Source organism: Ruegeria intermedia (genome assembly GCF_900129345.1).
Taxonomy (GTDB): Bacteria; Pseudomonadota; Alphaproteobacteria; order Rhodobacterales; family Rhodobacteraceae; genus Ruegeria; species Ruegeria intermedia.
This window is the reverse complement of the sequence record NZ_FQVK01000023.1, coordinates 12431-37891: the sequence shown is the minus strand read 5'-3', so window position 1 is coordinate 37891 and position 25461 is coordinate 12431. Positions and strand designations below refer to the sequence as shown.

Here is a 25461-nt window from a genome sequence, read left to right as displayed (position 1 = left end):
CAAGCCGAATATTCGGTGCCATGCGCGCTTCTGCTCGGTTGACCCTCTGACCCCGCGCGGATAGAGAATGTCCAGTCAACACGCCAATTGACGGCGCGTCCCGGCCGGGACGCGCAGGAAAGGAGCCACTCGTGGAAGAGCTGTTGCGGGAATATCTCCCGATCCTGGTGTTTCTGGCCGTCGCCGTGGGCCTTGGAATCGTCCTGATTCTGGCCGCCGTCGTTCTGGCTGTCCGCAATCCCGACCCCGAAAAAGTCAGCGCCTATGAATGTGGCTTCAACGCATTCGACGACGCGCGGATGAAGTTCGATGTCCGGTTCTATCTGGTGTCGATCCTGTTCATCATCTTCGACCTCGAGATTGCGTTCCTGTTTCCCTGGGCCGTGGGCTTCAAGGACATCAGCGATGTCGGCTTCTGGTCGATGATGGTGTTCCTGGGCGTTCTGACCATCGGCTTTGCCTATGAATGGAAGAAGGGGGCCCTGGAATGGGAGTGATGACGGGTGCAAACACCGCGGGCGTCGACAAGGAAGTCGCCACCCAGGCCCTGAACGCCGAGCTGCAGGACAAAGGGTTCCTGCTGACCTCGTCCGAGGACATCATCAACTGGGCGCGCACCGGCTCGCTGCACTGGATGACCTTCGGCCTGGCCTGCTGCGCGGTCGAGATGATGCACACCTCGATGCCGCGCTACGACGCCGAACGCTTCGGCATCGCGCCGCGTGCATCGCCGCGTCAGTCGGACGTGATGATCGTGGCCGGTACGCTGACCAACAAGATGGCCCCGGCGCTGCGCAAGGTCTATGACCAGATGCCCGAGCCGCGCTACGTGATCTCGATGGGGTCCTGCGCCAATGGCGGGGGGTATTACCACTATTCCTATTCGGTGGTGCGCGGCTGCGACCGCATCGTTCCGGTGGACATCTATGTTCCCGGCTGCCCGCCGACCGCCGAGGCGCTGCTCTATGGTCTGTTGCAGTTGCAGCGCAAGATCCGCCGCACCGGCACCATCGTGCGCTGAGGAGGAACCCTGATGAGCGAAGCACTCAAGGAACTTGGCGCGCTGATCGAAGTCAAACGGCCCGACTGCGTTCTGTCATGGGACGTGAGCTTTGGCGAGTTGAACGTCGATGTGGCCCCGTCGAACCTGGTCGAATTCGTCGAGTATCTGAAGTCCGATCAGAACTGCAAGTTCTCGACCCTCGTCGACATCACCGCGGTGGACTATCCCGAGCGGGCCAAGCGGTTCGACGTCGTCTATCACTTCCTCTCGATGTATCAGAACCATCGCATCCGGCTGCGGGTCTCGGTCCGCGAGGACGAGATGGTGCCCTCGATCGTCGATGTGCATCCCTCGGCCAACTGGTTCGAGCGCGAAGTGTTCGACATGTTCGGCATCCTGTTCTCGGGCCACCCGGACCTGCGGCGCATCCTCACCGACTATGGTTTCCGTGGATATCCGCTGCGCAAGGACTTCCCGACCACCGGTTACACCGAGGTTCGCTATGACGAGGCGCAGAAGCGCGTCGTCTATGAGCCGGTCTCGCTGGTTCAGGAATACCGCCAGTTCGACTTCATGAGCCCGTGGGAGGGTGCGAACTACATTCTGCCGGGGGATGAAAAGCAGGAGACCAAGTAAATGGGCGGCATCTGGTGGCTGATCCTTTCGGCGCTGACCATCATCCCGATGGTAAAGCTTTTGCCGTTTTTCGGGATCAACAAATACTGGGCGCTGGCCTGTCTGGTTCCCTTCGGCACGATCGCCCTTTTGTGGTGGATGGGACTGAAACTGCAGGAACTGGAGCGCCGCTGAGATGCTGACGATGCTTGGAGAACTGGTTGTCATTGGGGCTCTGGGCGCGCTGTTGGCCGGGGCGGCGGTGAAAGCGGCAGAGGCCGAAAGAGTCCGGGTTCGGGCCGAGGCAAAAAGGAAAAACCGGGGGCGGCGCTGAGGCCCTCGCTTGCCGGACCGATCCGGCGCGGATGGAACAGCCGGGGGTGATCCCCGGACAGGAGAGACACGATGATGGATGGCGGCAAGGGCTTCGAAGACGCTCTGACGGGCGAACAGAAGATCCGCAACTTCAACATCAACTTCGGCCCGCAGCACCCTGCGGCCCACGGCGTTCTGCGTCTGGTGCTGGAACTGGACGGCGAGATCGTCGAGCGCTGCGACCCGCATATCGGTCTGCTGCACCGCGGTACCGAAAAGCTGATGGAAAGCCGCACCTACCTGCAGAACCTGCCGTATTTCGACCGTCTCGACTATGTCGCGCCGATGAACCAGGAGCACGCCTGGTGCTTGGCCATCGAAAAGCTGACCGGGGTCGAGGTGCCGCGCCGGGCCTCGCTGATCCGGGTTCTGTACTCGGAAATCGGCCGCATTCTGAACCACCTGCTGAACGTGACCACCCAGGCGATGGACGTGGGCGCGCTGACCCCGCCGCTGTGGGGCTTTGAAGAGCGGGAAAAGCTGATGGTGTTCTATGAGCGTGCCTGCGGCGCGCGCCTGCATGCCGCCTATTTCCGGCCCGGCGGCGTTCACCAGGACCTGCCGCCCGAACTGCTGGACGATATCGAGGCGTGGAGCCACGAATTCCCCGCCGTTCTGGACGATATCGACGGTCTGCTGACCGAAAACCGCATCTTCAAGCAGCGCAACTGCGACATCGGCGTGGTGACCGAGGACGACATCCAGAAATACGGATTCTCGGGCGTGATGGTGCGCGGATCGGGCCTGGCCTGGGACCTGCGTCGCGCGCAGCCCTATGAATGTTACGACGAGTTCGAATTCCAGATTCCCGTCGGCAAGAATGGCGACTGCTATGACCGCTATCTCGTCCGCATGGAGGAGATGCGCCAGTCGGTCTCGATCATCCGGCAAGCCATCGCCAAGCTGCGCGACTGCCCCGGAGACGTTCTGGCGCGCGGCAAGATCACCCCGCCGAAACGGTCGGACATGAAGACCTCGATGGAAAGCCTGATCCATCACTTCAAGCTGTACACCGAAGGCTTCCACGTTCCGGCGGGCGAGGTTTACGCCGCCGTCGAAGCCCCCAAGGGCGAATTCGGCGTCTATTTGGTCGCCGACGGCACCAACAAGCCGTACCGCGCCAAGCTGCGCGCGCCGGGCTATCTGCACCTGCAAGCCATGGACCACGTCGCCAAGGGCCACCAACTGGCCGACGTCGCCGCCATCATCGGCACCATGGATGTCGTATTTGGAGAGATTGACCGCTAATGCTCCGCCGTCTGCACCCTGAACAACCCGAAAGCTTTGCCTTCACGCCCGCCAACCTGGACTGGGCCAAGGCGCAGATCACCAAGTACCCAGAGGGCCGTCAGGCCAGCGCGGTCATCCCGCTGCTGTGGCGCGCGCAAGAGCAGGAGGGCTGGCTGAGCCGCCCGGCCATCGAATATGTGGCCGACATGCTGGGCATGGCCTATATCCGGGTGCTTGAAGTCGCATCCTTCTACTTCATGTTCCAGCTGCAACCTGTTGGTTCCGTTGCGCATATTCAGGTCTGCGGCACCACTTCCTGCATGATCTGCGGGGCCGAGGACCTGATCGCGGTCTGCCGCGAAAAGATCGCGCCCAAGCCGCACCAGCTGTCGGCGGACGGCAAGCTGAGCTGGGAAGAGGTCGAATGCCTGGGGTCTTGCTCGAACGCGCCGATGGCGCAGATCGGCAAGGACTATTATGAAGACCTGACCGCCGAGAGCTTTGCCCGCATCATCGATGATCTGGCTTCCGGCAAGGTTCCGGTTCCGGGGCCACAGAACGGCCGCTATGCCGCCGAGCCCAAGGGCGGCCTGACCAGCCTGAAAGAGTACGAGGCCGGCAAGGCCAAGTACAATGCAAGCGTTCAGCTGGCCACCGATCTGGGCGACACGGTCAAGCGCATCGACGGCTCCGAAGTTCCGATCCTGACGCCCTGGCTGGGCAAGGACGGCCAGGCCGCCGGTGCGAAAGCCGCGCCCAAGCCGCCCAAGGCGCCCGAACCGGGCAAGCCTGCTGCCCGCCAGGCCGCGCCCAAGAAATCCGCCAAGGCCGAGCCGTCTTCGCCCGAGGGCGCCGCAGCCAAGCCGGAAACGGCTGAGGCCCAGCCTGAAACGCTGAGCGGCGCACGCGACGGCAAGCCCGACGATCTGAAGCTGCTGAAAGGTGTGGGGCCGAAGCTCGAGCAGACGCTGAACGAGCTGGGTTTCTACCATTATGACCAGATCGCGGCCTGGACGCCCGAGCATGTGGCCTGGGTCGATGCCCGGCTGAAATTCAAGGGCCGGATCGAACGCGACGGTTGGATCGAGCAGGCGGCCAAACTGGCGGCTGGCGAGGAAACCGAATTTGCCAAACGTGCCAAGAAAGAAGGCACCTACGAAGACTGAGAGACGGTGCCCGACACGGGCATCGGAGTGTGATGGACAAGGACAAGGAACAGGCCATCGCCCGCAAGGGCCGACATATCGGCGTGGTCATCGCGGTGACCATGGTGATCTGGCTTGGCATGAACCTGTTCATCGGCCCGGCGCTGGAACTGCCGGTGCGCTATGCGCTGCTGTTCGATTTCGCCGCGATCGCGGCGTTCATCTATGCGGGCGTCAACATTTTTCAACTCTGGCGCATGCGTCAGGACAGCCAAAGGTAACACGCGATGCTGAAGGATCAGGACCGGATCTTTACCAACATCTACGGGATGCACGAGCGCACGCTGAAGGGCGCCCAGGCCCGCGGGCATTGGGACGGCACCGCTGACCTGATCGCCAAGGGGCGCGACTGGATCATCCAGACGATGAAGGATTCGGGGCTGCGCGGGCGTGGCGGCGCGGGCTTTCCGACCGGTCTGAAATGGTCGTTCATGCCGAAGGAAAGAGATGGCCGTCCGTCCTACCTGGTGGTGAACGCCGACGAATCCGAACCGGGCACCTGCAAGGACCGTGAGATCATGCGCCACGATCCGCACACGCTGATCGAGGGCTGCCTGATCGCGTCTTTCGCGATGAATGCGCATACCTGCTACATCTACATCCGGGGCGAGTACATCCGCGAGCGCGAGGCGCTGCAGGCCGCCATTGACGAGGCCTATGACGCCGGTTTGCTGGGCAAGAACGCCGCCGGTTCGGGCTGGGATTTCGACCTGTTCCTGCACCACGGCGCCGGCGCCTATATCTGCGGCGAGGAAACCGCGCTGCTGGAAAGCCTGGAAGGCAAGAAAGGCATGCCGCGCATGAAGCCGCCGTTCCCGGCGGGGGCGGGTCTGTATGGCTGCCCGACCACGGTGAACAACGTGGAATCCATCGCCGTCGTGCCGACGATTCTGCGCCGCGGTGCCGACTGGTTCGCGGGTTTCGGCCGCCAGAACAACGCGGGCACCAAGCTGTTTGCGATCTCGGGTCACGTCAACAACCCCTGCGTGGTCGAAGAGGCGATGTCGATCAGCTTTGAAGAATTGATCGAGACCCATTGCGGCGGCATCCGCGGCGGGTGGGGCAACCTGCTGGCGGTGATCCCCGGCGGCTCGTCCGTGCCCTGCGTGCGCGGCGAGAACATGCGCGATGCGATCATGGATTTCGACTATCTGCGCAACGATCTGGGCTCGGGGCTTGGAACGGCGGCGGTGATCGTGATGGACAAGTCCACCGACATCATCAAGGCGATCTGGCGTCTGTCGAAATTCTACAAGCACGAAAGCTGCGGACAGTGCACGCCCTGCCGTGAAGGCACGGGCTGGATGATGCGCGTGATGGATCGCCTTGTGCGCGGCGAGGCCGAGCTGGAAGAGATCGACATGCTGTTCGAGGTGACCAAGCAGGTCGAAGGCCATACGATCTGCGCGCTGGGGGACGCGGCGGCCTGGCCGATCCAGGGCCTGATCCGCAACTTCCGTGAAGAAATCGAAGACCGCATCAAGGCCCGCAAATCGGGCCGTATGGGTGCGATGGCGGCGGAGTAGATCCGATGGAAACATATGCCGAATACTCGCACGCGATTGCCGCGCTGGTGATCTTTGCGCTGGTGGTTTTGATGCTGGCGCCGTTTTCGGCGCTGGCCAAGCAGGGCAAGGGCCTGGCGCCGGGGGCGACGCCGGAACAGGACTATGCCGACCGGGCCTATCGCCTGAACCGGGCCTATCTGAACGGAACCGAAACCCTGCCCGCGTTCCTGACCGTGACACTGGCGGCCATGCTGCTGGGGGTCGGCCCGGTCTGGGTGAACTGGCTGGCTTCGATCGCGCTGTTGGCACGTCTGGCGATGCTGGTGGTTCACATCCGTGGAATCGGCAAGCCGCACAGCGGTCTGCGAAGCGTTCTGTATGTTGTGGCCTGGGCGTGCATGGCCGTGCTGGGCGTCATGGCTTTGGTGGCGGCGTTCTGATGGCAAGGCCTAGCCCATTTTTTGCCCGTGGCCGGGCCGTCCCGCCGATGGCCGGCGTTTTGGCGGTTCTGACGGTGCTGGCGGCTTGCAGTGGCGATGCCGAGGATCGCGTGCTGTTCGACGGGCAAGCGTTTCGCGCCAAGGCGAAGGCGGTCGACAAGAAAAGGTCGCCGGCCGATTTCACGGTGACCGTCAAGGGCGTGTCGGCTTCGCTGGACGGCGCGCGCGAGGCGGGGCGCTATGAGGCCACGCGGTTCTGTGTGCAGAATTTCGGGTCGTCGCGCATCGCCTGGAAAATCGGGCCGGATGCCGAGCCGCAGACCCTGCGGATCGACAATGACAGCCTGACTTTTGCCGGAAAGTGTCAACGGCCATGACCCGCGCCATGTCATATCATGCCACGCCGGGCCGCGCGCTATTGCCTAGCGGTCGGGGGGGACGTCGTCTTGGGGAACCCAGGACGAAAGGATATGTCATGAAAGCCGTGAAACTTGCCGCCGTTGCCTGCGTCGTCGCGCTGCCTGTCGGGGCTGGGGCCAAGCCGCCCTTGCGCGAAGTCAAGGAGATCGACGACTCGCTCTACTACATCGCCATCGCAAACGAGATTTCGGAATACTGCCCGACGATCAGCGGGCGCCGTCTGAAGGCGATCGGCGTGATGTGGGGGCTGCGATCCAAGGCGAACCAGTTGGGATATTCGGATGCCGAGATCCGGGCCTATGTGGAATCGGATGCCGAAAAGGCGCGGATGCGCGCCAAGGGCGAGGCGTATCTGGCCCAGAACGGCGTCAGCTATGACGACACCGAAACTTTCTGTGCGCTGGGGCGCAGGGAAATCGAAAGAAACAGCGCCATTGGCGTGTATTTGAGGGCGAACTAGACCATGTCTGACCTCCGCAAGATCGTGATCGACGACAAGGAAATCGAAGTCGATGGTGCCATGACCCTGATCCAGGCCTGTGAACAGGCCGGGATCGAAGTGCCGCGTTTCTGCTATCACGAGCGCCTGTCGATCGCCGGCAACTGCCGCATGTGCCTTGTCGAGGTCGTGGGCGGCCCGCCCAAGCCCGCCGCTTCGTGCGCCATGCAGGTGCGCGATCTGCGCCCGGGGCCGGAAGGCCAGCCGCCGGTGGTCAAGACCAACTCGCCCATGGTCAAGAAGGCCCGCGAAGGCGTGATGGAGTTTCTTCTGATCAACCACCCGCTGGACTGCCCGATCTGCGACCAGGGCGGTGAATGCGACCTGCAGGATCAGGCGATGGCCTATGGCATCTCGGCCAGCCGGTTCCGCGAAGCCAAGCGCGCGGTGGACGATCTGGATCTGGGGCCGCTGGTGGGCACCGCCATGACCCGCTGCATCAGCTGCACCCGTTGCGTCCGCTTCACCACCGAGGTGGCCGGGGTCGACCAGATGGGCCAGACCGGACGCGGCGAAGACGCCGAGATCACGACCTATCTGAACCAGACGTTGGACTCGAACCTGCAGGGCAACATCATCGACCTGTGCCCGGTGGGCGCGCTGACGTCGAAGCCTTATGCGTTCACCGCCCGCCCGTGGGAGCTGACCAAGACCGAGTCCATCGACGTGATGGACGCCCTGGGCTCGAACATCCGGGTCGACACCAAGGGCCGCGTGGTGATGCGGATTCTGCCGCGCAACCACGATGGCGTGAACGAAGAGTGGATTTCCGACAAGACGCGTTTCGTCTGGGACGGGCTGCGCCGCCAGCGGCTGGACACGCCTTACATCCGCGAGAACGGCCGTTTGCGCCCGGCCAGCTGGACCGAGGCGCTTGCGGCCGCGGCGGACGCGATGAAGGGCAAGGCCGTGGCCGGCTTGGTTGGCGACCTGGTTCCGGTCGAGGCCGCCTTTGCCCTGAAGCAGATGATCGAAGGGCTGGGTGGCAAGGTCGAATGCCGAACCGACAATGCCCGCCTGCCCATCGGCAACCGCTCGGGCTATGTCGGCAACGTGGCGATCGAAGAGATCGATACCGCGAAAGAGATCATTCTGATCGGCACCAACCCGCGCGACGAAGCCCCGGTGTTGAACGCGCGCATCCGCAAGGCGTGGCTGGCCGGCGCGACGGTCAAGGTGATCGGTCCGGCAGTGGATCTGACCTATGACTATGATCACCTGGGTGAGGACCGCGCGGCCCTGGCCAATGCAAAGGCAGGCAATGATGCCATCGTGATCGTCGGGCAGGGCGCCGTGTCCGAGGCCGACGGCCTGGCCGTTCTGGCTGCGGCCCAGGCCTTGTCGGGCCGGCTGTTCGTGCTGCACACGGCTGCGGCGCGGGTCGGCGCGATGGATGTCGGCGCCGTCAGCGAAGGTGGGCTCGAGGCCGCGATCGACGGGGCCGAGGTGATCTACAACCTTGGCGCCGACGAAATCGAGATCGAGGACGGCCCGGTCGTGATCTATCAGGGCAGCCATGGCGACCGCGGCGCGCACCGCGCCGACATCATTCTGCCGGGCGCCGCCTATACCGAAGAAAACGGGCTGTTCGTGAACACCGAGGGCCGCCCGCAATTGGCGATGCGCGCCGGGTTCGCCCCGGGCGAGGCCAAGGAGAACTGGGCGATCCTGCGGGCGCTGTCGGCCGAGCTGGGGCAGGCGCTGCCCTATGACTCGCTGGCGCAGCTGCGCACGGTTCTGGTCGAGGCGGTGCCTCATCTGGCGCTGATCGACCAGGTGCCCGAGAACGAAGTGCAGCCGCTCGAGGCCGGGCCGTTGGGGCAGGCGAGCTTCCGAACGGTGATCAAGGATTTCTATCTGACCAACCCGATCGCGCGGGCCTCGCAGCTGATGGCCGAGCTCTCGGCGTTGGCCAAGGCGCGTGGCAAGCAGAAGATCGCGGCGGAATGAGCCTGGCGGCGGTCATACGACAGCACGGCGGCGTGCCGATGCCTGCTGCCCGGCGGAACGGGGCGGCGGTCGTGTCGTGTGCCCGACCGGTGAAACGGAAGAAAAAAGGTGGCGTACGGGCGGCGGATGCTGTTTACACCGACACGCCAAACCAACCGCTTGCGGTGCGAGTCTCTGTCCGTCGGGCCGGGCTTCGCGGCAACGGCGGCAAACGGAATACCCACGGTGTGAGGACCAATGGCTGAATTCTTTGACACCCCAGGCGGAATAGCCCTGATCATACTGGCGCAGGTGCTGGCCGTCGTGGCCCTCGTGATGATCTCGCTGCTGTTCCTGGTCTATGGCGACCGCAAGATCTGGGCGGCGGTCCAGATGCGTCGCGGCCCCAACGTCGTGGGCGTTTATGGCCTGCTGCAATCGGTGGCGGACGCGTTGAAATACGTCGTCAAAGAGGTGGTGATCCCCGCCGGCGCCGACCGGACGGTGTTTATCCTGGCGCCGCTGACATCCTTCGTGCTGGCCATGATCGCCTGGGCTGTGATCCCGTTCAACGATGGCTGGGTGCTGTCCGACATCAACGTGGCCATCCTCTATGTATTCGCCGTGTCCTCGCTTGAGGTTTACGGCGTGATCATGGGGGGCTGGGCGTCGAACTCGAAATACCCGTTCCTCGGGTCTCTGCGATCAGCCGCGCAGATGATTTCCTACGAGGTTTCGATCGGCCTGATCATCATCGGGGTGATCATCTCGACCGGGTCGATGAACTTCAGCGACATCGTGCGGGCGCAGGACGGCGCGTTCGGGTTCTTCAGCTGGTACTGGCTGCCGCATTTCCCGATGGTGTTCCTGTTCTTCATCTCGGCCCTGGCCGAAACCAACCGCCCGCCCTTCGACCTGCCCGAGGCGGAATCGGAACTGGTCGCCGGCTATCAGGTCGAATACTCGGCCACGCCCTTCCTGCTGTTCATGGCGGGCGAATATATCGCCATCTTCCTGATGTGCGCGCTGACCTCGCTGCTGTTCTTCGGCGGCTGGCTGTCGCCGATCCCGGGCCTGCCCGATGGCGCGCTGTGGATGGTCGCAAAGATGGCGTTCTTCTTCTTCCTCTTCGCGATGGTCAAGGCGATCACGCCCCGCTACCGCTATGACCAGCTGATGCGGTTGGGTTGGAAAGTGTTCCTGCCGTTCAGCCTGGTGTGGGTGGTCTTCGTGTCCTTCGCGGCAAAATTCGATTGGTTCTGGGGCGCGTTTGCCCGCTGGAGCGTAGGAGGCTGACAATGACCCAGATCGACTATACCCGCGCCGCCAAGTATTTCCTGCTGCAGGACTTCTGGCAGGGTTTCAAGCTGGGGATGAAGTATTTCTTCGCGCCCAAGGCCACGGTGAACTATCCGCATGAAAAGGGCCCGCTGTCGCCGCGGTTTCGGGGCGAACACGCCCTGCGCCGGTATCCCAACGGCGAGGAACGCTGCATCGCCTGCAAGCTTTGCGAAGCGATCTGCCCGGCCCAGGCCATCACCATCGACGCCGAACCGCGCGAAGACGGCAGCCGCCGCACCACGCGCTATGACATCGACATGACCAAGTGCATCTATTGCGGATTCTGCCAGGAGGCCTGTCCAGTCGATGCCATCGTCGAAGGCCCGAACTTCGAATTTGCCACCGAAACCCGCGAAGAGCTGTTCTATGACAAGCAGAAACTGCTTGAGAACGGCGACCGCTGGGAGGCCGAGATCGCCCGCAACCTTGAACTGGATGCGCCCTACCGATGACCGACGCGCCCAAGAATCCGTTCGAGCTGATGATGCAACAGGCGCATGAAATGGCCAAGGCGTTCAACCCGGCGCTTGAGAGCTTCGCTCCCAAGGAGTTCGAGGCGCTCTGGCCGACCATGCCCAAAGAGGCGATGGAAATGATGTTCGGCAACACCGTCAACAAGGACGGGCTGGATGCCAAGACCCGGCTGCTGCTGACGCTGGCCGGGCTGACGATGCAGGGCGCGCAGGCCGATACGGCCATGCGCCAGACGGTGCGCCACGCCCTCGAGGCGGGTGCCAGAAAACAAGAGATCGTGGAAACGATCGGTCAGATGTCGGTATTCGCCGGCATCCCGGCCATGACCCGGGCGCTGGAGTTGGCGCAGGAGGCCATGGGCGAAAAAGAGGACGATGACCAATGAGCGTATTTGCCTTTTACCTCTTTGCCATCAGCGCCATCACCGGAGGGCTGTTCACCGTGATCAGCCGGCAGCCGGTGCATTCGGTGCTGTGGCTGATCCTGGCCTTCCTGTCGTCGGCGGGGCTGTTCGTTCTGCTGGGGGCGGAATTCGTCGCGATGCTGCTGGTCATCGTCTATGTCGGCGCGGTCGCGGTGCTGTTCCTGTTCGTGGTGATGATGCTGGACGTGGACTTTGCCGAGCTCAAGGCCGAGATGGCGCGCTACATGCCGTTGGCCCTGCTGATCGGTCTGGTGATCCTGATGCAGTTCGTCATGGCCTTCGGCGCCTGGGACAGCGCGCAAGGCGCGGCGGCCAACCTGGCCCAGCCGATCCCGGCCGACCGCCACAACACCGAGGCGCTGGGTGTCATCCTTTACGATCAATACTTCCTTCTGTTCCAACTGGCGGGCCTGATCCTGCTGGTGGCCATGATCGGCGCCATCGTGCTGACGCTGCGCCACCGCAAAGACATCAAGCGGCAGGACATCATCGCCCAGATGATGCGCGACCCGGCCAAGGCGCTGGAGTTGAAGGACGTGAAACCGGGGCAGGGACTTTGAGACGATGATCGGACTTGAACACTATCTTACCGTTGCGGCGACGCTGTTCGTCATCGGCATCTTCGGTCTCTTCCTGAACCGCAAGAACGTCATCATCCTGCTGATGAGCATCGAATTGATGCTGCTGGCGGTGAACATCAACCTCGTGGCGTTTTCCAGTTTTCTCGGCGATCTGGTCGGCCAGGTTTTCACGCTGTTCGTGCTGACCGTTGCGGCGGCCGAGGCTGCGATCGGGCTGGCCATTCTGGTCTGCTTCTTCCGCAACCGCGGCACCATCGCGGTTGAAGACGTCAACATGATGAAGGGGTAAGGGATCATGGAGACCACAATCCTCTTTGCCCCGCTGGTGGGCGCGCTGATCTGCGGCTTTGGCTGGAAATTCATCGGCGAAAAGGCTGCGCTGTGGACGGCGACGGGCCTGCTGTTTCTGGCCTGTCTGCTGTCGTGGATCGTCTTCTTCAGCTTTGACGGGCACACCCAGCAGATCGAGATCATGCGCTGGATCGAAAGCGGCTCGCTGTCGACTTCTTGGGCCATCCGTCTGGACCGGCTGACCGCGATCATGCTGATCGTGGTCACCACGGTTTCGGCGCTCGTGCACCTGTATTCGTTCGGCTACATGGATCACGACCCGCAGTGGCGCGAGGGCGAAAGCTACAAGCCGCGCTTCTTTGCCTATCTGTCCTTCTTCACCTTCGCCATGCTGATGCTGGTGACGGCCGACAACCTCGTACAGATGTTCTTTGGCTGGGAAGGCGTGGGCGTCGCTTCGTACCTGCTGATCGGTTTCTACTATCGCAAACCCTCGGCCAATGCCGCGGCGATGAAAGCGTTCATCGTCAACCGTGTCGGTGACTTCGGCTTTGCGCTGGGGATCTTCGCGCTGTTCTTCCTGACCGACAGTATCAACTTCTCGGATATCTTTGCTGACGCACCCCGGCTGGCGGAAACGCAGCTGACCTTCCTTTGGGGCGAATGGACCGCAGTCGAGGTTGTCTGCGTGCTGCTGTTCATCGGTGCGATGGGCAAATCGGCGCAGTTGATCCTGCACACCTGGTTGCCGGACGCGATGGAAGGCCCGACGCCCGTGTCGGCGCTGATCCACGCGGCCACCATGGTGACGGCCGGTGTGTTCCTGGTTTGCCGCATGTCGCCGCTGATGGAGTTCGCGCCGGGTGCGACCGGATTCATCACCGTGCTGGGGGCCTCGACCGCGTTCTTTGCCGCGACCGTGGGTCTGGTGCAGACAGACATCAAGCGCGTGATCGCCTATTCGACCTGTTCGCAGCTGGGCTACATGTTCGTGGCCGCGGGCGTGGGCATGTATTCGGCGGCGATGTTCCACCTGTTCACGCATGCCTTCTTCAAGGCGCTGCTGTTCCTGGGGGCGGGCTCGGTGATCCACGCCATGCACCACGAACAGGACATGATGAACTATGGCAACCTGCGCAAGAAGATTCCCTATACCTTCTGGGCGATGATGATCGGCACGCTGGCCATCACCGGTGTCGGCATCCCGCTGACCACGATCGGCTTTGCCGGTTTCCTGTCCAAGGACGCCATCATCGAAAGCGCCTATGCCGGCGGGTCGGCCTTCGGGTTCTGGGCGCTGGTGATCGCCGCCGCGATGACCTCGTTCTACAGCTGGCGCCTGATTTTCCTGACCTTCTATGGTCAGGAGCGGGGCGACAAGCACACGCATGAGCACGCGCATGAAAGCCCGATGGTCATGCTGGTGCCGCTGGGTGTTCTTTCGCTGGGCGCCGTGTTCGCGGGCATGATCTGGTACAACAACTTCTTCGGTCACGCCGATCAGGTGGGCAAGTTCTATGGCATTCCGGTCGCCGAGGCGCATGCCGAGGCCGGTGACCACGCCAAGGCCGATGACCATGGCGACGACACGCATGCCACCGAATCCCATGGCGAAGAGGCCGCGCACGGTGACAAGGCCAAGGGCGGAGACCACCACTATGCCTTCGTCGGCAAACCGGGCGAGGGCGCGCTGTACATCGCGCCGGACAACCATGTTCTGGACGACGCGCATGCGGCGCCGAAATGGGTCAAGGTCTCGCCATTCATCGCAATGCTTCTGGGCTTTGGGCTGGCCTACCTGTTCTACATCGTGAACCCGGCGCTGCCGGGCCGTCTGGCCGAGAACCAGCGTCCGCTGTACCTGTTCCTCAAGAACAAGTGGTACTTTGACGAAATCTACGACGCGATCCTTGTCAAACCGACCGTGGCACTGGGCCGGTTCCTGTGGAAGGGCGGTGACGGCAAGGTGATCGACGGTTTCCTGAACGGAGTAGCAATGGGCGTCGTTCCCTTCTTCACCCGCCTCGCAGGCAAGGCGCAGACGGGCTACATCTTCACTTACGCCTTCTGGATGGTTCTGGGCATCGCCGCCCTGATCACCTGGATGTCGATCGGCGGAGGCGCACACTGATGGACAATATCCTATCCATTGTCACCTTCATTCCGGCCATTTCCGCCGGCTTGATGGCGCTGTTCCTGCACGGGAACGATGCGGCGGCGCAGAGCAATGCCAAGTGGATCGCGCTGGTTGCAACCACGGTGACCTTTCTGGTCTCGATCGGAATCTATACCGAGTTCGCCCCCTCGAACCCCGGCTTCCAGATGGTGGAAGAGGGCGAATGGCTGATGGGCCTGAAATACAAGATGGGCGTGGATGGCATCAGCGTTCTGTTCGTGCTGCTGACCACCTTCATCATGCCGCTGACCATCCTGGCCAGCTGGAACGTGACCGACCGGGTCAAGGAATACATGATCGCCTTCCTGCTGCTGGAAACGCTGATGCTGGGCGTATTCATGGCGCTGGACCTGGTGCTGTTCTACCTGTTCTTCGAGGCGGGCCTGATCCCGATGTTCCTGATCATCGGGATCTGGGGCGGCAAAGACCGGATCTATGCCAGCTTCAAGTTCTTCCTCTACACCTTCCTCGGCTCGGTTCTGATGCTGGTGGCGATGGTGGCGATGTATGTCGATGCACGCACCACCGACATTGCCGCGCTTATGACGCACCAGTTTTCGTCCGAGGGTTTCAGCGTCCTGGGCATCTATATCGTCGGCGGCATGCAGACCTTGCTGTTCCTGGCCTTCTTCGCGTCCTTCGCGGTGAAGATGCCGATGTGGCCCGTGCACACCTGGCTGCCTGACGCGCACGTGCAGGCACCGACGGCGGGCTCGGTCGTGCTGGCGGCGATTCTGCTGAAGATGGGGGGCTATGGCTTCCTGCGCTTCAGCCTGCCGATGTTCCCCGTCGGATCGGCCGTAATGACGGACCTGGTGCTGTGGATGTCGGCCATCGCCGTGGTCTACACCTCGTTGGTGGCGCTGGTGCAGGAGGACATGAAAAAGCTGATCGCCTATTCCTCGGTCGCGCATATGGGTTTTGTGACCATGGGCATCTTTGCCGCCAACCAGCAGGGCATCGACGGGGCGATCTTCCAAATGCTCAGCCACGGGTTCATCTCGGCCGCGCTGTTTCTGTGCGTCGGCGTGATCTACGACCGGATGCACACCCGCGACATCGAGGCCTATGGCGGCCTGGTGATCCGCATGCCGGCCTATGCGCTGGTGTTCATGCTGTTCACCATGGCCAATGTGGGTCTGCCGGGCACCAGTGGGTTCATCGGCGAATTCCTGACGCTGATGGGCACCTTCCAGGTCAACACCTGGGTGACCGCAGTGGCGGCCAGCGGTGTGATCTTCTCGGCGGCCTATGCGCTGTGGCTGTATCGCCGCGTGGTCTTTGGCGACCTGATCAAGGAAAGCCTCAAGTCGATCACCGACATGAGCACACGCGAGCGCCTGATCTTTGCGCCGCTGATCGTCATGACCATCCTGTTGGGGGTCTATCCGTCGCTGGTCACCGACGTGATCGGCAATTCGACCGCCGCGCTGATTTCGAACTATGACACGGCTCTGGCCGCGGCCGAGGCCGCGACCCAGGTCGCCTCGCACTAAGGGAGCTTTGGAGACATGATCCAGGCTGATCTGATTGTAATCCTGCCGGAAATCATTCTGGCGATCTATGCGATGGTGGCGCTGATCGGGGCGGTCTACACCTCGAAGGACGCGCTGGCCCCTGCGCTGATCTGGGCCACGGCGGGGCTGATGGCCGTGCTGGCCTTCTGGATCGCCGCAAACGGCGAGGGAACGAACCCGGCCTTCAACGGCATGTTCGTCGATGACGGGTTCTCGCGCTTTGCCAAGGTTGCCATCCTGCTTTCGGCGGCCGCGGTTCTGCTGATGAGCCAGGACTACATGGCGCGCCGCAACATGCTGCGGTTCGAATATCCGCTGCTGGTGGCGCTGGCTGCGGTCGGCATGATGATGATGGTCAGCGCCGGCGATCTGATGTCGCTGTACATGGGGCTCGAGCTGCAATCGCTGTCGCTGTATGTCGTGGCCGCGCTGCGCCGCGACAGCGCCAAATCGACCGAGGCGGGTCTGAAATATTTCGTGCTGGGCGCGCTCAGCTCGGGCCTGCTGCTGTTTGGGGCATCGCTGGTCTATGGCTTTTCGGGAACCACGCTGTTCTCGGGGATCGTGTCCACGGTGCATCATGGCGAGGTCTCGGTCGGCCTGCTGATCGGGCTGGTTCTGCTGATCTCGGGGCTGGCGTTCAAGGTGTCGGCGGTGCCGTTCCACATGTGGACGCCGGATGTCTACGAAGGCTCGCCCACGCCGGTCACGGCCTTTTTCGCCACCGCGCCCAAGGTCGCGGCCATGGGCCTGTTTGCGCGGGTGCTGCATGATGCCTTTGGTGGCGCGGTCGGAGACTGGCAGCAGGTGATCGTGCTGCTGTCGGTCCTGTCGATGCTGCTGGGTGCCATCGCGGCCATCGGTCAGCGGGACATCAAGCGGCTGATGGCCTATTCGTCGATTGCGCATATGGGCTATGCGCTGATCGGTCTGGCGGCGGGCACGGCGCTGGGGATCAAGGCGATGCTGATGTATCTGGCGATCTACGTGACCATGAACATCGGCACCTTCGCCTTCATCCTGATGATGGAGCGCGACGGCAAGCCCGTGACCGACATCGACGCCTTGCGCCAGTATTCCAAGCGAGACCCGGGCAAGGCGCTGGCCGTGCTGATCCTGATGTTCAGCCTGGCGGGCGTGCCGCCGATGCTGGGATTCTTCGCCAAGCTGGGCGTGTGGCAGGCCGGTGTCGAGGCCGACCTGATCGGGTTGGTCATCGTCTCGGCCATCTCGTCGGTCATCGGTGCGTTCTATTATTTGCGGATCGTGTTCTACATGTATTTCGGGGACGAGAACGAAGATCCGATCGACACCCGGTCGTCGCCCGTACTGGGGGCGGCGCTGATGGGCTCGGCGGCGCTGATGTTGGTCGGCGTATTCTACCAGTTCGGGATCGAGGGCGCGGCCACCGCCGCCGCGGCAACCCTTGTCAACTGATCCGCTGTCCGCACGAAACAGAGGGGCTCGGTCGCAGGACCGGGCCTTTTTGCGATGAGCGACTGGCCGCAGGGATACGGCCTGCACATCCTGCAGGAGGTGGACAGCACCTTGAACGAGGCCGCCCGTATAGCGCCCACCGCGGCCGGGCCGGTGTGGATCATGGCGCATCACCAGACGGCTGCGCGGGGGCGGCGCGGCCGGGTCTGGGCCAATCCCAAGGGTAATCTGGCCGCAACCTTGCTGATGCGTCCCGAAGGCCACCCGGAACAGGCGGCGCTGCGCAGCTTCGTCGCGGCGCTTGCGCTGTTCGATGCCGTGGTCTCGGTGACCGGGCGGGCGGCCGGGCTGTCGCTGAAATGGCCCAATGACGTGCTGCTGAACGGCGGCAAACTGGCGGGCATTCTGCTGGAAAGCACGGGGCAGGGGCGCGGCGTGTCGCATCTGGCGATCGGCATCGGGGTGAACCTGGCTGACGCGCCTGCGCCCGACACCGTCGAGCCCGGCGCGCTGCGCCCCGTCTCGCTGCTGTCGGAAACGGGGGCTCAGGTCCTGCCCGAGGATTTCCTGACGGAACTGGCCGCCGCCTATGCCCGATACGAGGCGCAGTTCACGACCTATGGGTTCGAGCCGATCCGCACGGCCTGGCTGTCTCGGGCCGCAAGACTGGGCGAGGTCATCACGGCCCGTACCGCCACGTCCGAGACCGTCGGAACCTTTGAAACGGTGGACGCGGGCGGCAACCTTGTCCTAAACACCGCCAAGGGCCGGGTCAGCATTCCGGCGGCAGACGTCTATTTCTGAAAGGGGCGCAGATGCTTCTGGCCATTGATTGCGGCAATACCAACACCGTGTTCTCGATCTGGGATGGCGAGAAATTTCTGTGCACCTTGCGCACTTCGACCCACCATGCGCGCACGGCCGATGCCTATTTCACTTGGTACTCGACTCTGGTGAAACACTACGGGATCGAGGCCGACATCACCGACGTCATCATCGCCTCGACCGTGCCGCGGGTGGTTTTTAACCTGCGCGTCTTTGCCGACCGGTTCTTTGGGTGCCGGCCGTTGGTCGTGGGCAAGCCCGATTGCTTGCTGCCGGTTCCGCCAAGGATTGATGAAGGCACGGTCCCCGGCCCGGACCGGCTGGCCAATGCCGCGGGGGCCTTCGACCGTCATGGCGGCAATGTCGTGGTGGTGGATTTCGGTACCGCCACCAATTTCGACGTGGTTGCGGCGGATGGCGCCTATGTCGGCGGCGTGATCGCGCCGGGGGTGAACCTCAGCCTCGAGGCGCTGCACCAAGGCGCGGCCGCGCTGCCGCATATTGATGTGTCGCGGCCCGAAAAGGTGATCGGTACGAATACGGTTGGCTGCATCCAGTCGGGCGTGTATTGGGGATACTCCGGCCTGATCGAAGGCCTGATCGCCCGCATCAAGGCCGAATACGGCATGCCGATGAAGGTTGTCGGAACCGGGGGCCTGGCGCCGCTGTTCGACCAGGCCGATGTGGGCTTTGACGCAATTGAAGATGATCTGACGATGCACGGTCTGACCGTGATCCATCGCTACAACAAGGAAAATGGCTCGGCATGAGCAGTGAACGACTGATCTATTTGCCGCTGGGCGGCGCGGGTGAAATCGGCATGAACGCCTATGTCTACGGATATGGCGCGCCCGGCAAGGAACGGTTGATCCTGGTCGATCTGGGCGTGACGTTCCCCGACATGGACACCACGCCGGGCGTCGACCTGATCTATGCCGACATCTCGTGGCTGAAAGAACGCGCCGACCGGCTCGAGGCGATTTTCATCACCCACGCACACGAAGACCATGTCGGCGCGGTGGCGCTGTGCCATGAAATGCTGGGTGCGCCGATCCATGCGCGGGCGTTCACCGCCAACATCGCCCGCAAGAAGATGGAAGAGGCCGGCCACCCCGAGGATGCGGTGCGCACCGTCTCGGCCTGGCCCGAACAGGTCAAGGCCGGGCCCTTCACCGTGGGGTTCCTGCCGGTGTCGCACTCGATCCCCGAAAGCGCCGCGCTGGTGATCGACACGCCCGCCGGGCGCATCGTGCATTCGGGCGACTTCAAACTGGATACGACCCCTGTGGTCGGCGAGCCCTTTGACGAGGCCCTGTGGTCCGAAGTGGCAAAACCCGGCGTCAAGGCGCTGGTCTGCGACAGCACGAACGTGTTCTCGCCCCATCCCGGCCGGTCGGAATCCGAGGTCGGGCCCGCCATCACGCAATTGGTCGAGCAGGCCAGCGGCATGGTCGTGGCGACGACTTTCGCTTCGAACGTTGCGCGGGTAAAAACCTTGGCCGAGGCCGGCCACCGGGCCGGGCGGTCTGTCGTGCTGCTGGGCCGGGCCATGCGGCGGATGATCGAAGCGGCCACCGAAACCGGGATCCTGACCGATTTCCCGCGCGTTGTCAGCGCCGAAGAGGCGTTGGACCTGCCGCGCCAGAACCTGATGCTGATCGTCACCGGCAGCCAGGGGGAACGCCGCGCGGCCAGCGCACAGCTGGCGCGTGGAAAATACCGGGGGATCGAACTGAAAGAGGGCGACCTGTTCCTGTTCTCGTCCAAAACCATTCCGGGCAACGAGCGCGGCGTGATCCGCATCATGAACCAGCTGAGCGAGAAAGGCGTGGACGTCGTCGATGACAGCAACGGGCTGTATCATGTATCCGGCCACGCCAACCGCCCGGATCTGGAACGGGTGCATGCGCTGGTCGACCCGCAGATGGTCATCCCGATGCATGGCGAACACCGGCACCTGCGCGAGCATGTGAAACTGGCCGAGGCCGGCGGACGGGCCGGTGTGCTGGCGGTCAACGGCACCATGCTGGACCTGTCGGGCAACGCGCCGCAGGTGGTCGACTATGTCGAAACCGGGCGCACATACCTGGACGGCTCCGTCAAGATCGGGGCGCTGGACGGTGTGGTGCGTGACCGTATCCGCATGGCGCTGAACGGCCATGTGATCGTGACCGTGATCCTGGACGAAGACGACGAGCCGCTGGGCGAGCCATGGTGCGACACGATGGGCCTGCCGGAAACCGGCGCGTCGCGGGCCGGGCTGGTCGAGGTTCTGGAAGAAGACCTGAACCAGTTCCTAATGCGGGCCGACGTCAAGACGCTGCGCGACGACGACAAGCTGGAAGAGGCCATGCGCCGCATCGTGCGCCAAAGCGCGCAGATCGAGATCGGCAAGAAACCCGAAGTGACGGTGGTGATCAGCCGGATGAAGTGATCCGGCCTCAGCCTGTTTCCGGCATCGGGCGGCCTTTGAGACGCTGAAACAGGCTGGCTTCCTCGTTGTTGAGGAAGAAGGGCACCGAAGCAGGCGGTTCCGGGTCGGTGACCCGGGCCTCGACCTCGGCCAGCACCACCTCGGTGATGAAGGGCAGGTCGAAATCGCGGGCCTGGTCCAGCCGGATCCACTGCAGGTGCGACAGCTCGTCCGAGGCCTGGCTGAAATCGTCCGGGTCGTTGGCAATCGCGTCGGCGTCTACCAGGAAGAACCGCGCGTCGAACCGGCGCGGCCGACCTGGCGGCGTGACCGCCCGGAAGACGAACCGCAACGGGTGTGCCGAGGGCAGGAACCCGCGCTCGGCGAAACTGGCCCAGTCCTGCGGGGCAGGTCCGGGCCATTGCCCGGGAACCCCCAGGATCAGGCCGGTTTCCTCCCACAATTCGCGGATCGCCGCCGCGGCCAGCGCCGTCTGCAGGCCGTCGGGGGCTTGATCGGCCAGGCGTTGGTGGCAGATCTTGGGCAGGGGCGTGGCCAGCGGCACGCGGGCGTCGTCGGGGTCAACCGCGCCGCCGGGAAACACGAACTTGTTCGGCATGAAGGCCGCGGCCGCGCCGCGCTGGCCCATCAGGATCGATGGTTTTTCATGGCGATCGCGCAGCACGATCACGGTGGCTGCGTCCCGGATGGCGGATTTGTCGACAGTCATACTCGGCTCAGGCCCGCGGCTGTGTCATTTCGAATCGCCGAATCCGTGCATGCGCCGTGCCCATTGAAACCCGATCACCGCCCCCTTGAGGCGTGGCAGCAGGAACAGGGACAATGCCACGCATCCCACCGAGAACATCAACGCCATGGTCAGCGGGTCCGGCCGGAAGTGAACATAGGACACGTGCAGCGCCGGGGCCAGCAGGTGGCCGACGATCAGAATCGTCAGATAGGCCGGGCCGTCATCTGCCCGGTGGTGAAACAGCTCCTGACCGCATTCGCTGCAGGTGTCATTCACCTTCAGATAGCTGTGCAACAACCGGCCTTTGCCGCAATTGGGGCATTTGCAACGAAACCCCTTGGCCAAGGCAGGCCAGGTTGGCCGGTCGTTCTGGGCCATGGTTTCCACCGTTTGATCTGTCATCGTGATACTCGCGCTCGGGTTTGAATGGATATTGCGCTTGTTTCGGCGCTCCGAAAAGGGGGGTGCGTCGCTTTGCGCGGGGGGTATCCGAAAATATGACCCCGCAACCCGAATTTTTTGACAAAAAATTTTTCTGGCGCGACGGAAATCCCTCGGCCCGGCGTTTGAACTGATGTCAACAGCGGCACGGGGCCGCGACAACACAAAGGAACCGAGCAATGAAAAGCGCAACATTCATCTCTGCCATCGTTCTGTCTGCGGTTGCGGTCACCGGGACTGCCGCTCTGGCGAAAGGTCCGCGGGATCGCGCTCCGGTCAGCTTCCAGGAACTGGACGCCGACGGCGACGGCCAGGTCACCAAGGCCGAGATGGAGGCCCATCGCACGCAGAAGTTCACCTCGGCCGATGCCAATGGGGATGGCAAGCTGAGCGTCGAGGAAATGCAGGCGGCGGCACAGGCCAAGGCAAACGAACGTGTGACTGCCATGTTCGAGCGGCATGATGCCGACAAGGACGGCTTCTTGACCGAGGAGGAGTTGCCCAAGCCGCGCCGGGCTGACAAGATGTTCGACCGGATGGATGCGGACGGGAACGGGTCGTTGTCCGAAGAGGAGTTCGCGGATGCGAAGGACCGGATGGGGCGGCACCACAGGAAAGGTGGTCGTCCCGGCGCAGACAACAAGTGATGCGGGATGGAGGATCTGACCTCCTCAGCCCAGACGTTCCGCGGCGACCGGGTCGCCGCGGAAGACCTGAGCGACGAGCAGTTGCTGAGGTTGTTCGCCGATGGCGACGCGGCAGCGGCGCGGGTTCTGACCGACCGGCTTGGGCCGCGCTGTTTCTCGGTGGCCTTGCGCATGTTGAACAACCGCGCCGAGGCCGAAGACGTGACCCAAGAGGCGATGATGCGCCTTTGGAAGGTCGCGCCGGACTGGGTGCCAGGGCAGGCGAGAATTTCTACCTGGCTCTACCGGGTGACCCTGAACCTGTGCATCGACCAACGTCGCAGAAAGTCGGCGGACCCGCTTGACGGTACTCCTGAACCTCAGGATGACAGCGCGGGTGTTGTCGAGCGGATGCAGCAGAAGGCCCGGTTGGACGCCCTGAATGTGGCCTTGGCGCAATTGCCGGAACGCCAGCGCCAGGCAGTGGTGCTGAGACATATAGAAGAATTGTCGAACCCCGAGATTGCCGAGATCATGCGAATCTCGGTCGAAGCTGTGGAAAGTCTGGTGGCGCGGGGAAAACGGGCGCTGGCGGCGATCCTGTCGGGCCGACGAGAGGAGTTGGGATATGACGATTTCAGATGATGCCAGGGATCTGGACCTGCTGTTCGCCGAGGCACGGCGGAGCAGCCCTGAATTGCCGGACGATCTGGCCGTTCGCATCCTGACGGATGCCGAGGCGGTGCGCCTTGAACGGGCGCGACCGGCCGTGCCCGCAAACCGTGGCCTGTTCCACGGCCTGTACGGCGCGCTGGGTGGGTGGCAGGGGCTGGGCGGTCTTGTCGCCGCAAGCGTTGCCGGGGTCTGGGTCGGCTTTTCCGCGCCCTCGTTCCTGCCTGATCCGGCAAGCTACTTCGTGTCGCAGGACGCGTCCTACATGGTGGCGGATTTGGGGTTGGAGCCCACCTTTCTGGAGGAATTGGAATGAGCGAAACCGTCAAGCAACCGCGCCGCTGGATGACCATCCTCCTGGTGGCCTCGTTGGGGCTGAACCTGTTGGTTGCCGGTGTGATGCTGGGCGCCGTGCTGCGGTTCCGTGGCGATCATGACGATGTCCCCCCTGGGTTCGGCCCGGCCTTGTTCCGAGCTCTTCCCGAAAACGACCGACGAGCCCTGCGAGGTGAATTGTTTGACGAACACAGGCGCGGGGCCCGGCAACGCGCCCAGGATTTTGCCGAGCTGGGCGAAGCCCTGCGCGCAGTTCCTTTCGATCCGACCGTGGTCGAGGACGTGTTGGAAAAGCAGGCGGCCAACACTGCCTCGATCCAGTCGAACCTGCAGGAAAAATGGCTGTCGCGCGTGACGAAAATGACCGACGCCGAGCGGAAGGCCTATGCCGATCGTCTGGAACAGGTGGTCAAGGACCGACGCTCGGGCAAGGCCGGTCGAAAGCACTAGCCCGGTCAGGCGGCGCTCAGGCGCACCTGGTTGCGTCCACACCGCTTGGCGGCATAGAGGGCCTGATCGGCGCATTTTATCAGATTGAGCGCGGCGCCGGACCCCTCAGCATTCGGATTGGTGTGCGGGTCGCACAGTTTCAGGCCGACGCTGACCGTAACGGTCAGCCGCGTGGGGACATCCGGCAGGACAAAAGGCGTGGCGGAGATGCGGGTGCAGATCTCGTGTGCTTTTCTTTTGGCCTCGGCCTCGGTGGTGTCGGGCATCCCGATCAGAAACTCCTCGCCGCCGATCCGGGCCAGAAAGGCGCCGGGGCCAAGGTTGCGCTTCATGCGCTTCGCTGCCTCGATCAAGATCTGATCGCCCGCAGCATGGCCAAACCGATCATTGATCGATTTGAAATGGTCCAGGTCGGCCAGCATGATCGCATATCCCCGACCGGTTTCCTTGGACCGTGCCATGATTCGGGCCAGCGCCGACAGCGCGAACCGGCGGTTGTTCAACCCGGTCAGAGGGTCGATCAGAGAGTCCTCCAGCCCGCGCCGAAGCGCCGCCCGCATGTGATCATCCTGCGCCTTTCGCGCGATCAGCGCACCGATCCGCAGGGAAATCTCGTGCGCGCAGAACCCGCCCATGCAGATCGCGTCGGCGCCCCGGTCCAGCGCATCGGCGGCCAGAGCCGCGTTGTCATCCGCGATGACGCCGATCACCGCGGTCTTGCGGGTGCCTTTGCGTGACTTGAGGTCGGTCAGAAGGTTCAAGCCCTGAGCGTCGCGATCCAGGTCCACGACGATGGCATCCGGGATCGAACCCGACAGCAGGCCGCGCAGGTTGGGAATGGTGTGGGCCGAGATCGTCTGACCGGATAGCTCAGCCAGCGCGCGACGCCATATCGCACCCCGAGAGGCCGAGCGCGCCAGAACGGCGATCCGATCGGTGCGGGTACGCGCGACAAACGGGTCGGGCGCCTCGGAAAAGCCGATGGATTGCACGTCATTCCTGCCGCGCAGGTCCTGCGTTTCGGCGCGTGCACGCAACAGGCTGCGGACCCGCGCCAACAGGTATGTGTCCTTGAAGGGATACGGCAGAACGTCGTCGAGCCCATCCGAAAGGGCGCGCAACCGGGCGGTCTTGTCATTCTGCTGCGCGATCGCGACGACGGGAACATCCCGAAGCTGCGGATCGCTCTGGACCAGCTTCTTCACTTCCGATGCGGTGCCGTCCGGCAGCGTCATGGCCGTCAGAACCAGATCGGGCTGTACCCGACGCAGCAAGGCGGGCAGGCCGGCCAGCTTGTCGCCCTGCGCCACCTGATACCAGGCAGCCGTCAGCTGCACCTTCAGCATGATGCGATTGGTCGAGACCCCATCAAGAACCAGGATGGTTCCCTGCACGGACATGGCTTTCACCGTTGGTTGAATGTGTTGCCAAACTGTTTATGACTCTGGTTAACAAACCCTTTCCAGCCGTCGCTATTCGAGA

Annotated in this window: 30 protein-coding genes; 27 read left to right on the top strand and 3 right to left on the bottom strand. The window is 63.3% G+C overall.

The window, feature by feature from the left end; genetic code table 11:
- Window positions 1-131 precede the first annotated feature (131 nt).
- The 23 genes from F3H26_RS15160 (at window position 132) to F3H26_RS15055 (ending at window position 20724) form a co-directional block, all read left to right on the top strand.
- Window positions 132-497, top strand: a complete 366-nt coding sequence (locus tag F3H26_RS15160; RefSeq protein WP_093964903.1) for an NADH-quinone oxidoreductase subunit A — start codon at window positions 132-134, stop codon at window positions 495-497.
- Window positions 488-1021, top strand: coding sequence for a NuoB/complex I 20 kDa subunit family protein (locus tag F3H26_RS15155; RefSeq protein ID WP_093964904.1), 534 nt, complete (start codon window positions 488-490; stop codon window positions 1019-1021). Before F3H26_RS15160 ends, F3H26_RS15155 begins: the two co-directional genes overlap by 10 nt.
- 12 nt (window positions 1022-1033) lie before the next feature.
- Window positions 1034-1639: an NADH-quinone oxidoreductase subunit C gene (locus F3H26_RS15150; RefSeq protein WP_149776851.1), complete on the top strand. Its 606-nt coding sequence runs from the start codon at window positions 1034-1036 to the stop codon at window positions 1637-1639.
- The gene (locus F3H26_RS19495; protein WP_068347518.1) at window positions 1640-1813 is read left to right on the top strand and encodes an NADH dehydrogenase; all 174 of its coding nucleotides are present in this window, start codon (window positions 1640-1642) and stop codon (window positions 1811-1813) included.
- A 213-nt stretch (window positions 1814-2026) separates the two neighbouring features.
- Window positions 2027-3241 carry an NADH-quinone oxidoreductase subunit D gene (locus F3H26_RS15145; RefSeq protein WP_149776879.1) on the top strand — a complete coding sequence of 405 codons (1215 nt, stop codon included), beginning with the start codon at window positions 2027-2029 and terminating at the stop codon, window positions 3239-3241.
- Complete coding sequence (locus tag F3H26_RS15140; RefSeq protein WP_149776850.1) at window positions 3241-4389, top strand: NADH-quinone oxidoreductase subunit E; 1149 nt, start codon at window positions 3241-3243, stop codon at window positions 4387-4389. Before F3H26_RS15145 ends, F3H26_RS15140 begins: the two co-directional genes overlap by 1 nt.
- Before the next feature lie 32 nt (window positions 4390-4421).
- Window positions 4422-4649: a DUF5337 domain-containing protein gene (locus tag F3H26_RS15135; protein ID WP_149776849.1), complete on the top strand. Its 228-nt coding sequence runs from the start codon at window positions 4422-4424 to the stop codon at window positions 4647-4649.
- A gap of 6 nt (window positions 4650-4655) precedes the next feature.
- Window positions 4656-5954 (top strand): NADH-quinone oxidoreductase subunit NuoF, encoded by a 1299-nt coding sequence (gene nuoF, locus F3H26_RS15130; protein WP_149776848.1) that lies wholly within the window; start codon window positions 4656-4658, stop codon window positions 5952-5954.
- A gap of 5 nt (window positions 5955-5959) precedes the next feature.
- Window positions 5960-6376, top strand: a complete 417-nt coding sequence (locus F3H26_RS15125) for an MAPEG family protein (protein WP_149776847.1) — start codon at window positions 5960-5962, stop codon at window positions 6374-6376.
- A 47-nt stretch (window positions 6377-6423) separates the two neighbouring features.
- Window positions 6424-6753 (top strand): hypothetical protein, encoded by a 330-nt coding sequence (locus tag F3H26_RS15120; RefSeq protein WP_188127791.1) that lies wholly within the window; start codon window positions 6424-6426, stop codon window positions 6751-6753.
- A 98-nt stretch (window positions 6754-6851) separates the two neighbouring features.
- Window positions 6852-7256 (top strand): DUF5333 domain-containing protein, encoded by a 405-nt coding sequence (locus tag F3H26_RS15115; RefSeq protein ID WP_149776845.1) that lies wholly within the window; start codon window positions 6852-6854, stop codon window positions 7254-7256.
- Between the two features lie 3 nt (window positions 7257-7259).
- Window positions 7260-9245: an NADH-quinone oxidoreductase subunit NuoG gene (gene nuoG, locus F3H26_RS15110; RefSeq protein ID WP_149776844.1), complete on the top strand. Its 1986-nt coding sequence runs from the start codon at window positions 7260-7262 to the stop codon at window positions 9243-9245.
- Window positions 9246-9482: 237 nt separating this feature from the next.
- Window positions 9483-10520 carry an NADH-quinone oxidoreductase subunit NuoH gene (gene nuoH / locus F3H26_RS15105; protein WP_149776843.1) on the top strand — a complete coding sequence of 346 codons (1038 nt, stop codon included), beginning with the start codon at window positions 9483-9485 and terminating at the stop codon, window positions 10518-10520.
- A 2-nt stretch (window positions 10521-10522) separates the two neighbouring features.
- Window positions 10523-11017 (top strand): NADH-quinone oxidoreductase subunit NuoI, encoded by a 495-nt coding sequence (nuoI, locus tag F3H26_RS15100; protein WP_005984030.1) that lies wholly within the window; start codon window positions 10523-10525, stop codon window positions 11015-11017.
- Entirely contained in the window at window positions 11014-11424 is a 411-nt protein-coding gene (locus F3H26_RS15095) for a carboxymuconolactone decarboxylase family protein (protein ID WP_149776842.1), read from the top strand. The genes nuoI and F3H26_RS15095 overlap by 4 nt, the downstream gene beginning before the upstream one ends.
- Window positions 11421-12023: an NADH-quinone oxidoreductase subunit J gene (locus F3H26_RS15090; RefSeq protein ID WP_149776841.1), complete on the top strand. Its 603-nt coding sequence runs from the start codon at window positions 11421-11423 to the stop codon at window positions 12021-12023. The genes F3H26_RS15095 and F3H26_RS15090 overlap by 4 nt, the downstream gene beginning before the upstream one ends.
- 4 nt (window positions 12024-12027) lie before the next feature.
- Window positions 12028-12333 (top strand): NADH-quinone oxidoreductase subunit NuoK, encoded by a 306-nt coding sequence (gene nuoK / locus F3H26_RS15085; protein WP_005984024.1) that lies wholly within the window; start codon window positions 12028-12030, stop codon window positions 12331-12333.
- A gap of 6 nt (window positions 12334-12339) precedes the next feature.
- Window positions 12340-14466, top strand: coding sequence for an NADH-quinone oxidoreductase subunit L (nuoL, locus tag F3H26_RS15080; RefSeq protein WP_149776840.1), 2127 nt, complete (start codon window positions 12340-12342; stop codon window positions 14464-14466).
- On the top strand, window positions 14466-16007 hold the full coding sequence (locus F3H26_RS15075; protein ID WP_149776839.1) for an NADH-quinone oxidoreductase subunit M: 1542 nt from the start codon (window positions 14466-14468) through the stop codon (window positions 16005-16007). The genes nuoL and F3H26_RS15075 overlap by 1 nt, the downstream gene beginning before the upstream one ends.
- Window positions 16008-16022: 15 nt before the next feature.
- Window positions 16023-17465, top strand: coding sequence for an NADH-quinone oxidoreductase subunit NuoN (gene nuoN / locus F3H26_RS15070; protein WP_149776838.1), 1443 nt, complete (start codon window positions 16023-16025; stop codon window positions 17463-17465).
- A 54-nt stretch (window positions 17466-17519) separates the two neighbouring features.
- On the top strand, window positions 17520-18269 hold the full coding sequence (locus F3H26_RS15065; protein WP_149776837.1) for a biotin--[acetyl-CoA-carboxylase] ligase: 750 nt from the start codon (window positions 17520-17522) through the stop codon (window positions 18267-18269).
- Between the two features lie 11 nt (window positions 18270-18280).
- Window positions 18281-19060: a type III pantothenate kinase gene (locus F3H26_RS15060; RefSeq protein WP_149776836.1), complete on the top strand. Its 780-nt coding sequence runs from the start codon at window positions 18281-18283 to the stop codon at window positions 19058-19060.
- Window positions 19057-20724 carry a ribonuclease J gene (locus F3H26_RS15055; RefSeq protein ID WP_149776835.1) on the top strand — a complete coding sequence of 556 codons (1668 nt, stop codon included), beginning with the start codon at window positions 19057-19059 and terminating at the stop codon, window positions 20722-20724. The genes F3H26_RS15060 and F3H26_RS15055 overlap by 4 nt, the downstream gene beginning before the upstream one ends.
- 7 nt (window positions 20725-20731) lie before the next feature.
- Here F3H26_RS15055 and F3H26_RS15050 read toward each other — a convergent pair whose 3' ends face one another.
- Entirely contained in the window at window positions 20732-21433 is a 702-nt protein-coding gene (locus F3H26_RS15050) for an NUDIX hydrolase (RefSeq protein ID WP_149776834.1), read from the bottom strand.
- 24 nt (window positions 21434-21457) lie between these two features.
- Window positions 21458-21856, bottom strand: a complete 399-nt coding sequence (locus F3H26_RS15045) for a DUF983 domain-containing protein (RefSeq protein WP_149776833.1) — start codon at window positions 21854-21856, stop codon at window positions 21458-21460.
- Window positions 21857-22074: 218 nt separating this feature from the next.
- Here F3H26_RS15045 and F3H26_RS15040 point away from each other — a divergent pair, with 218 nt between their 5' ends.
- The 4 genes from F3H26_RS15040 to F3H26_RS15025 are packed head-to-tail and all read left to right on the top strand — an operon-like array spanning window position 22075 to window position 23979.
- Window positions 22075-22542: an EF-hand domain-containing protein gene (locus F3H26_RS15040; RefSeq protein ID WP_149776832.1), complete on the top strand. Its 468-nt coding sequence runs from the start codon at window positions 22075-22077 to the stop codon at window positions 22540-22542.
- Between the two features lie 6 nt (window positions 22543-22548).
- The gene (locus F3H26_RS15035; RefSeq protein WP_149776831.1) at window positions 22549-23166 is read left to right on the top strand and encodes an RNA polymerase sigma factor; all 618 of its coding nucleotides are present in this window, start codon (window positions 22549-22551) and stop codon (window positions 23164-23166) included.
- Window positions 23150-23509 carry a hypothetical protein gene (locus F3H26_RS15030; RefSeq protein ID WP_149776830.1) on the top strand — a complete coding sequence of 120 codons (360 nt, stop codon included), beginning with the start codon at window positions 23150-23152 and terminating at the stop codon, window positions 23507-23509. The genes F3H26_RS15035 and F3H26_RS15030 overlap by 17 nt, the downstream gene beginning before the upstream one ends.
- On the top strand, window positions 23506-23979 hold the full coding sequence (locus F3H26_RS15025; protein WP_149776829.1) for a periplasmic heavy metal sensor: 474 nt from the start codon (window positions 23506-23508) through the stop codon (window positions 23977-23979). The genes F3H26_RS15030 and F3H26_RS15025 overlap by 4 nt, the downstream gene beginning before the upstream one ends.
- 5 nt (window positions 23980-23984) lie before the next feature.
- Here the strand turns inward: F3H26_RS15025 and F3H26_RS15020 are convergent, their stop codons facing one another.
- On the bottom strand, window positions 23985-25379 hold the full coding sequence (locus F3H26_RS15020) for a diguanylate cyclase domain-containing protein (RefSeq protein ID WP_149776828.1): 1395 nt from the start codon (window positions 25377-25379) through the stop codon (window positions 23985-23987).
- Window positions 25380-25461: the final 82 nt, after the last annotated feature.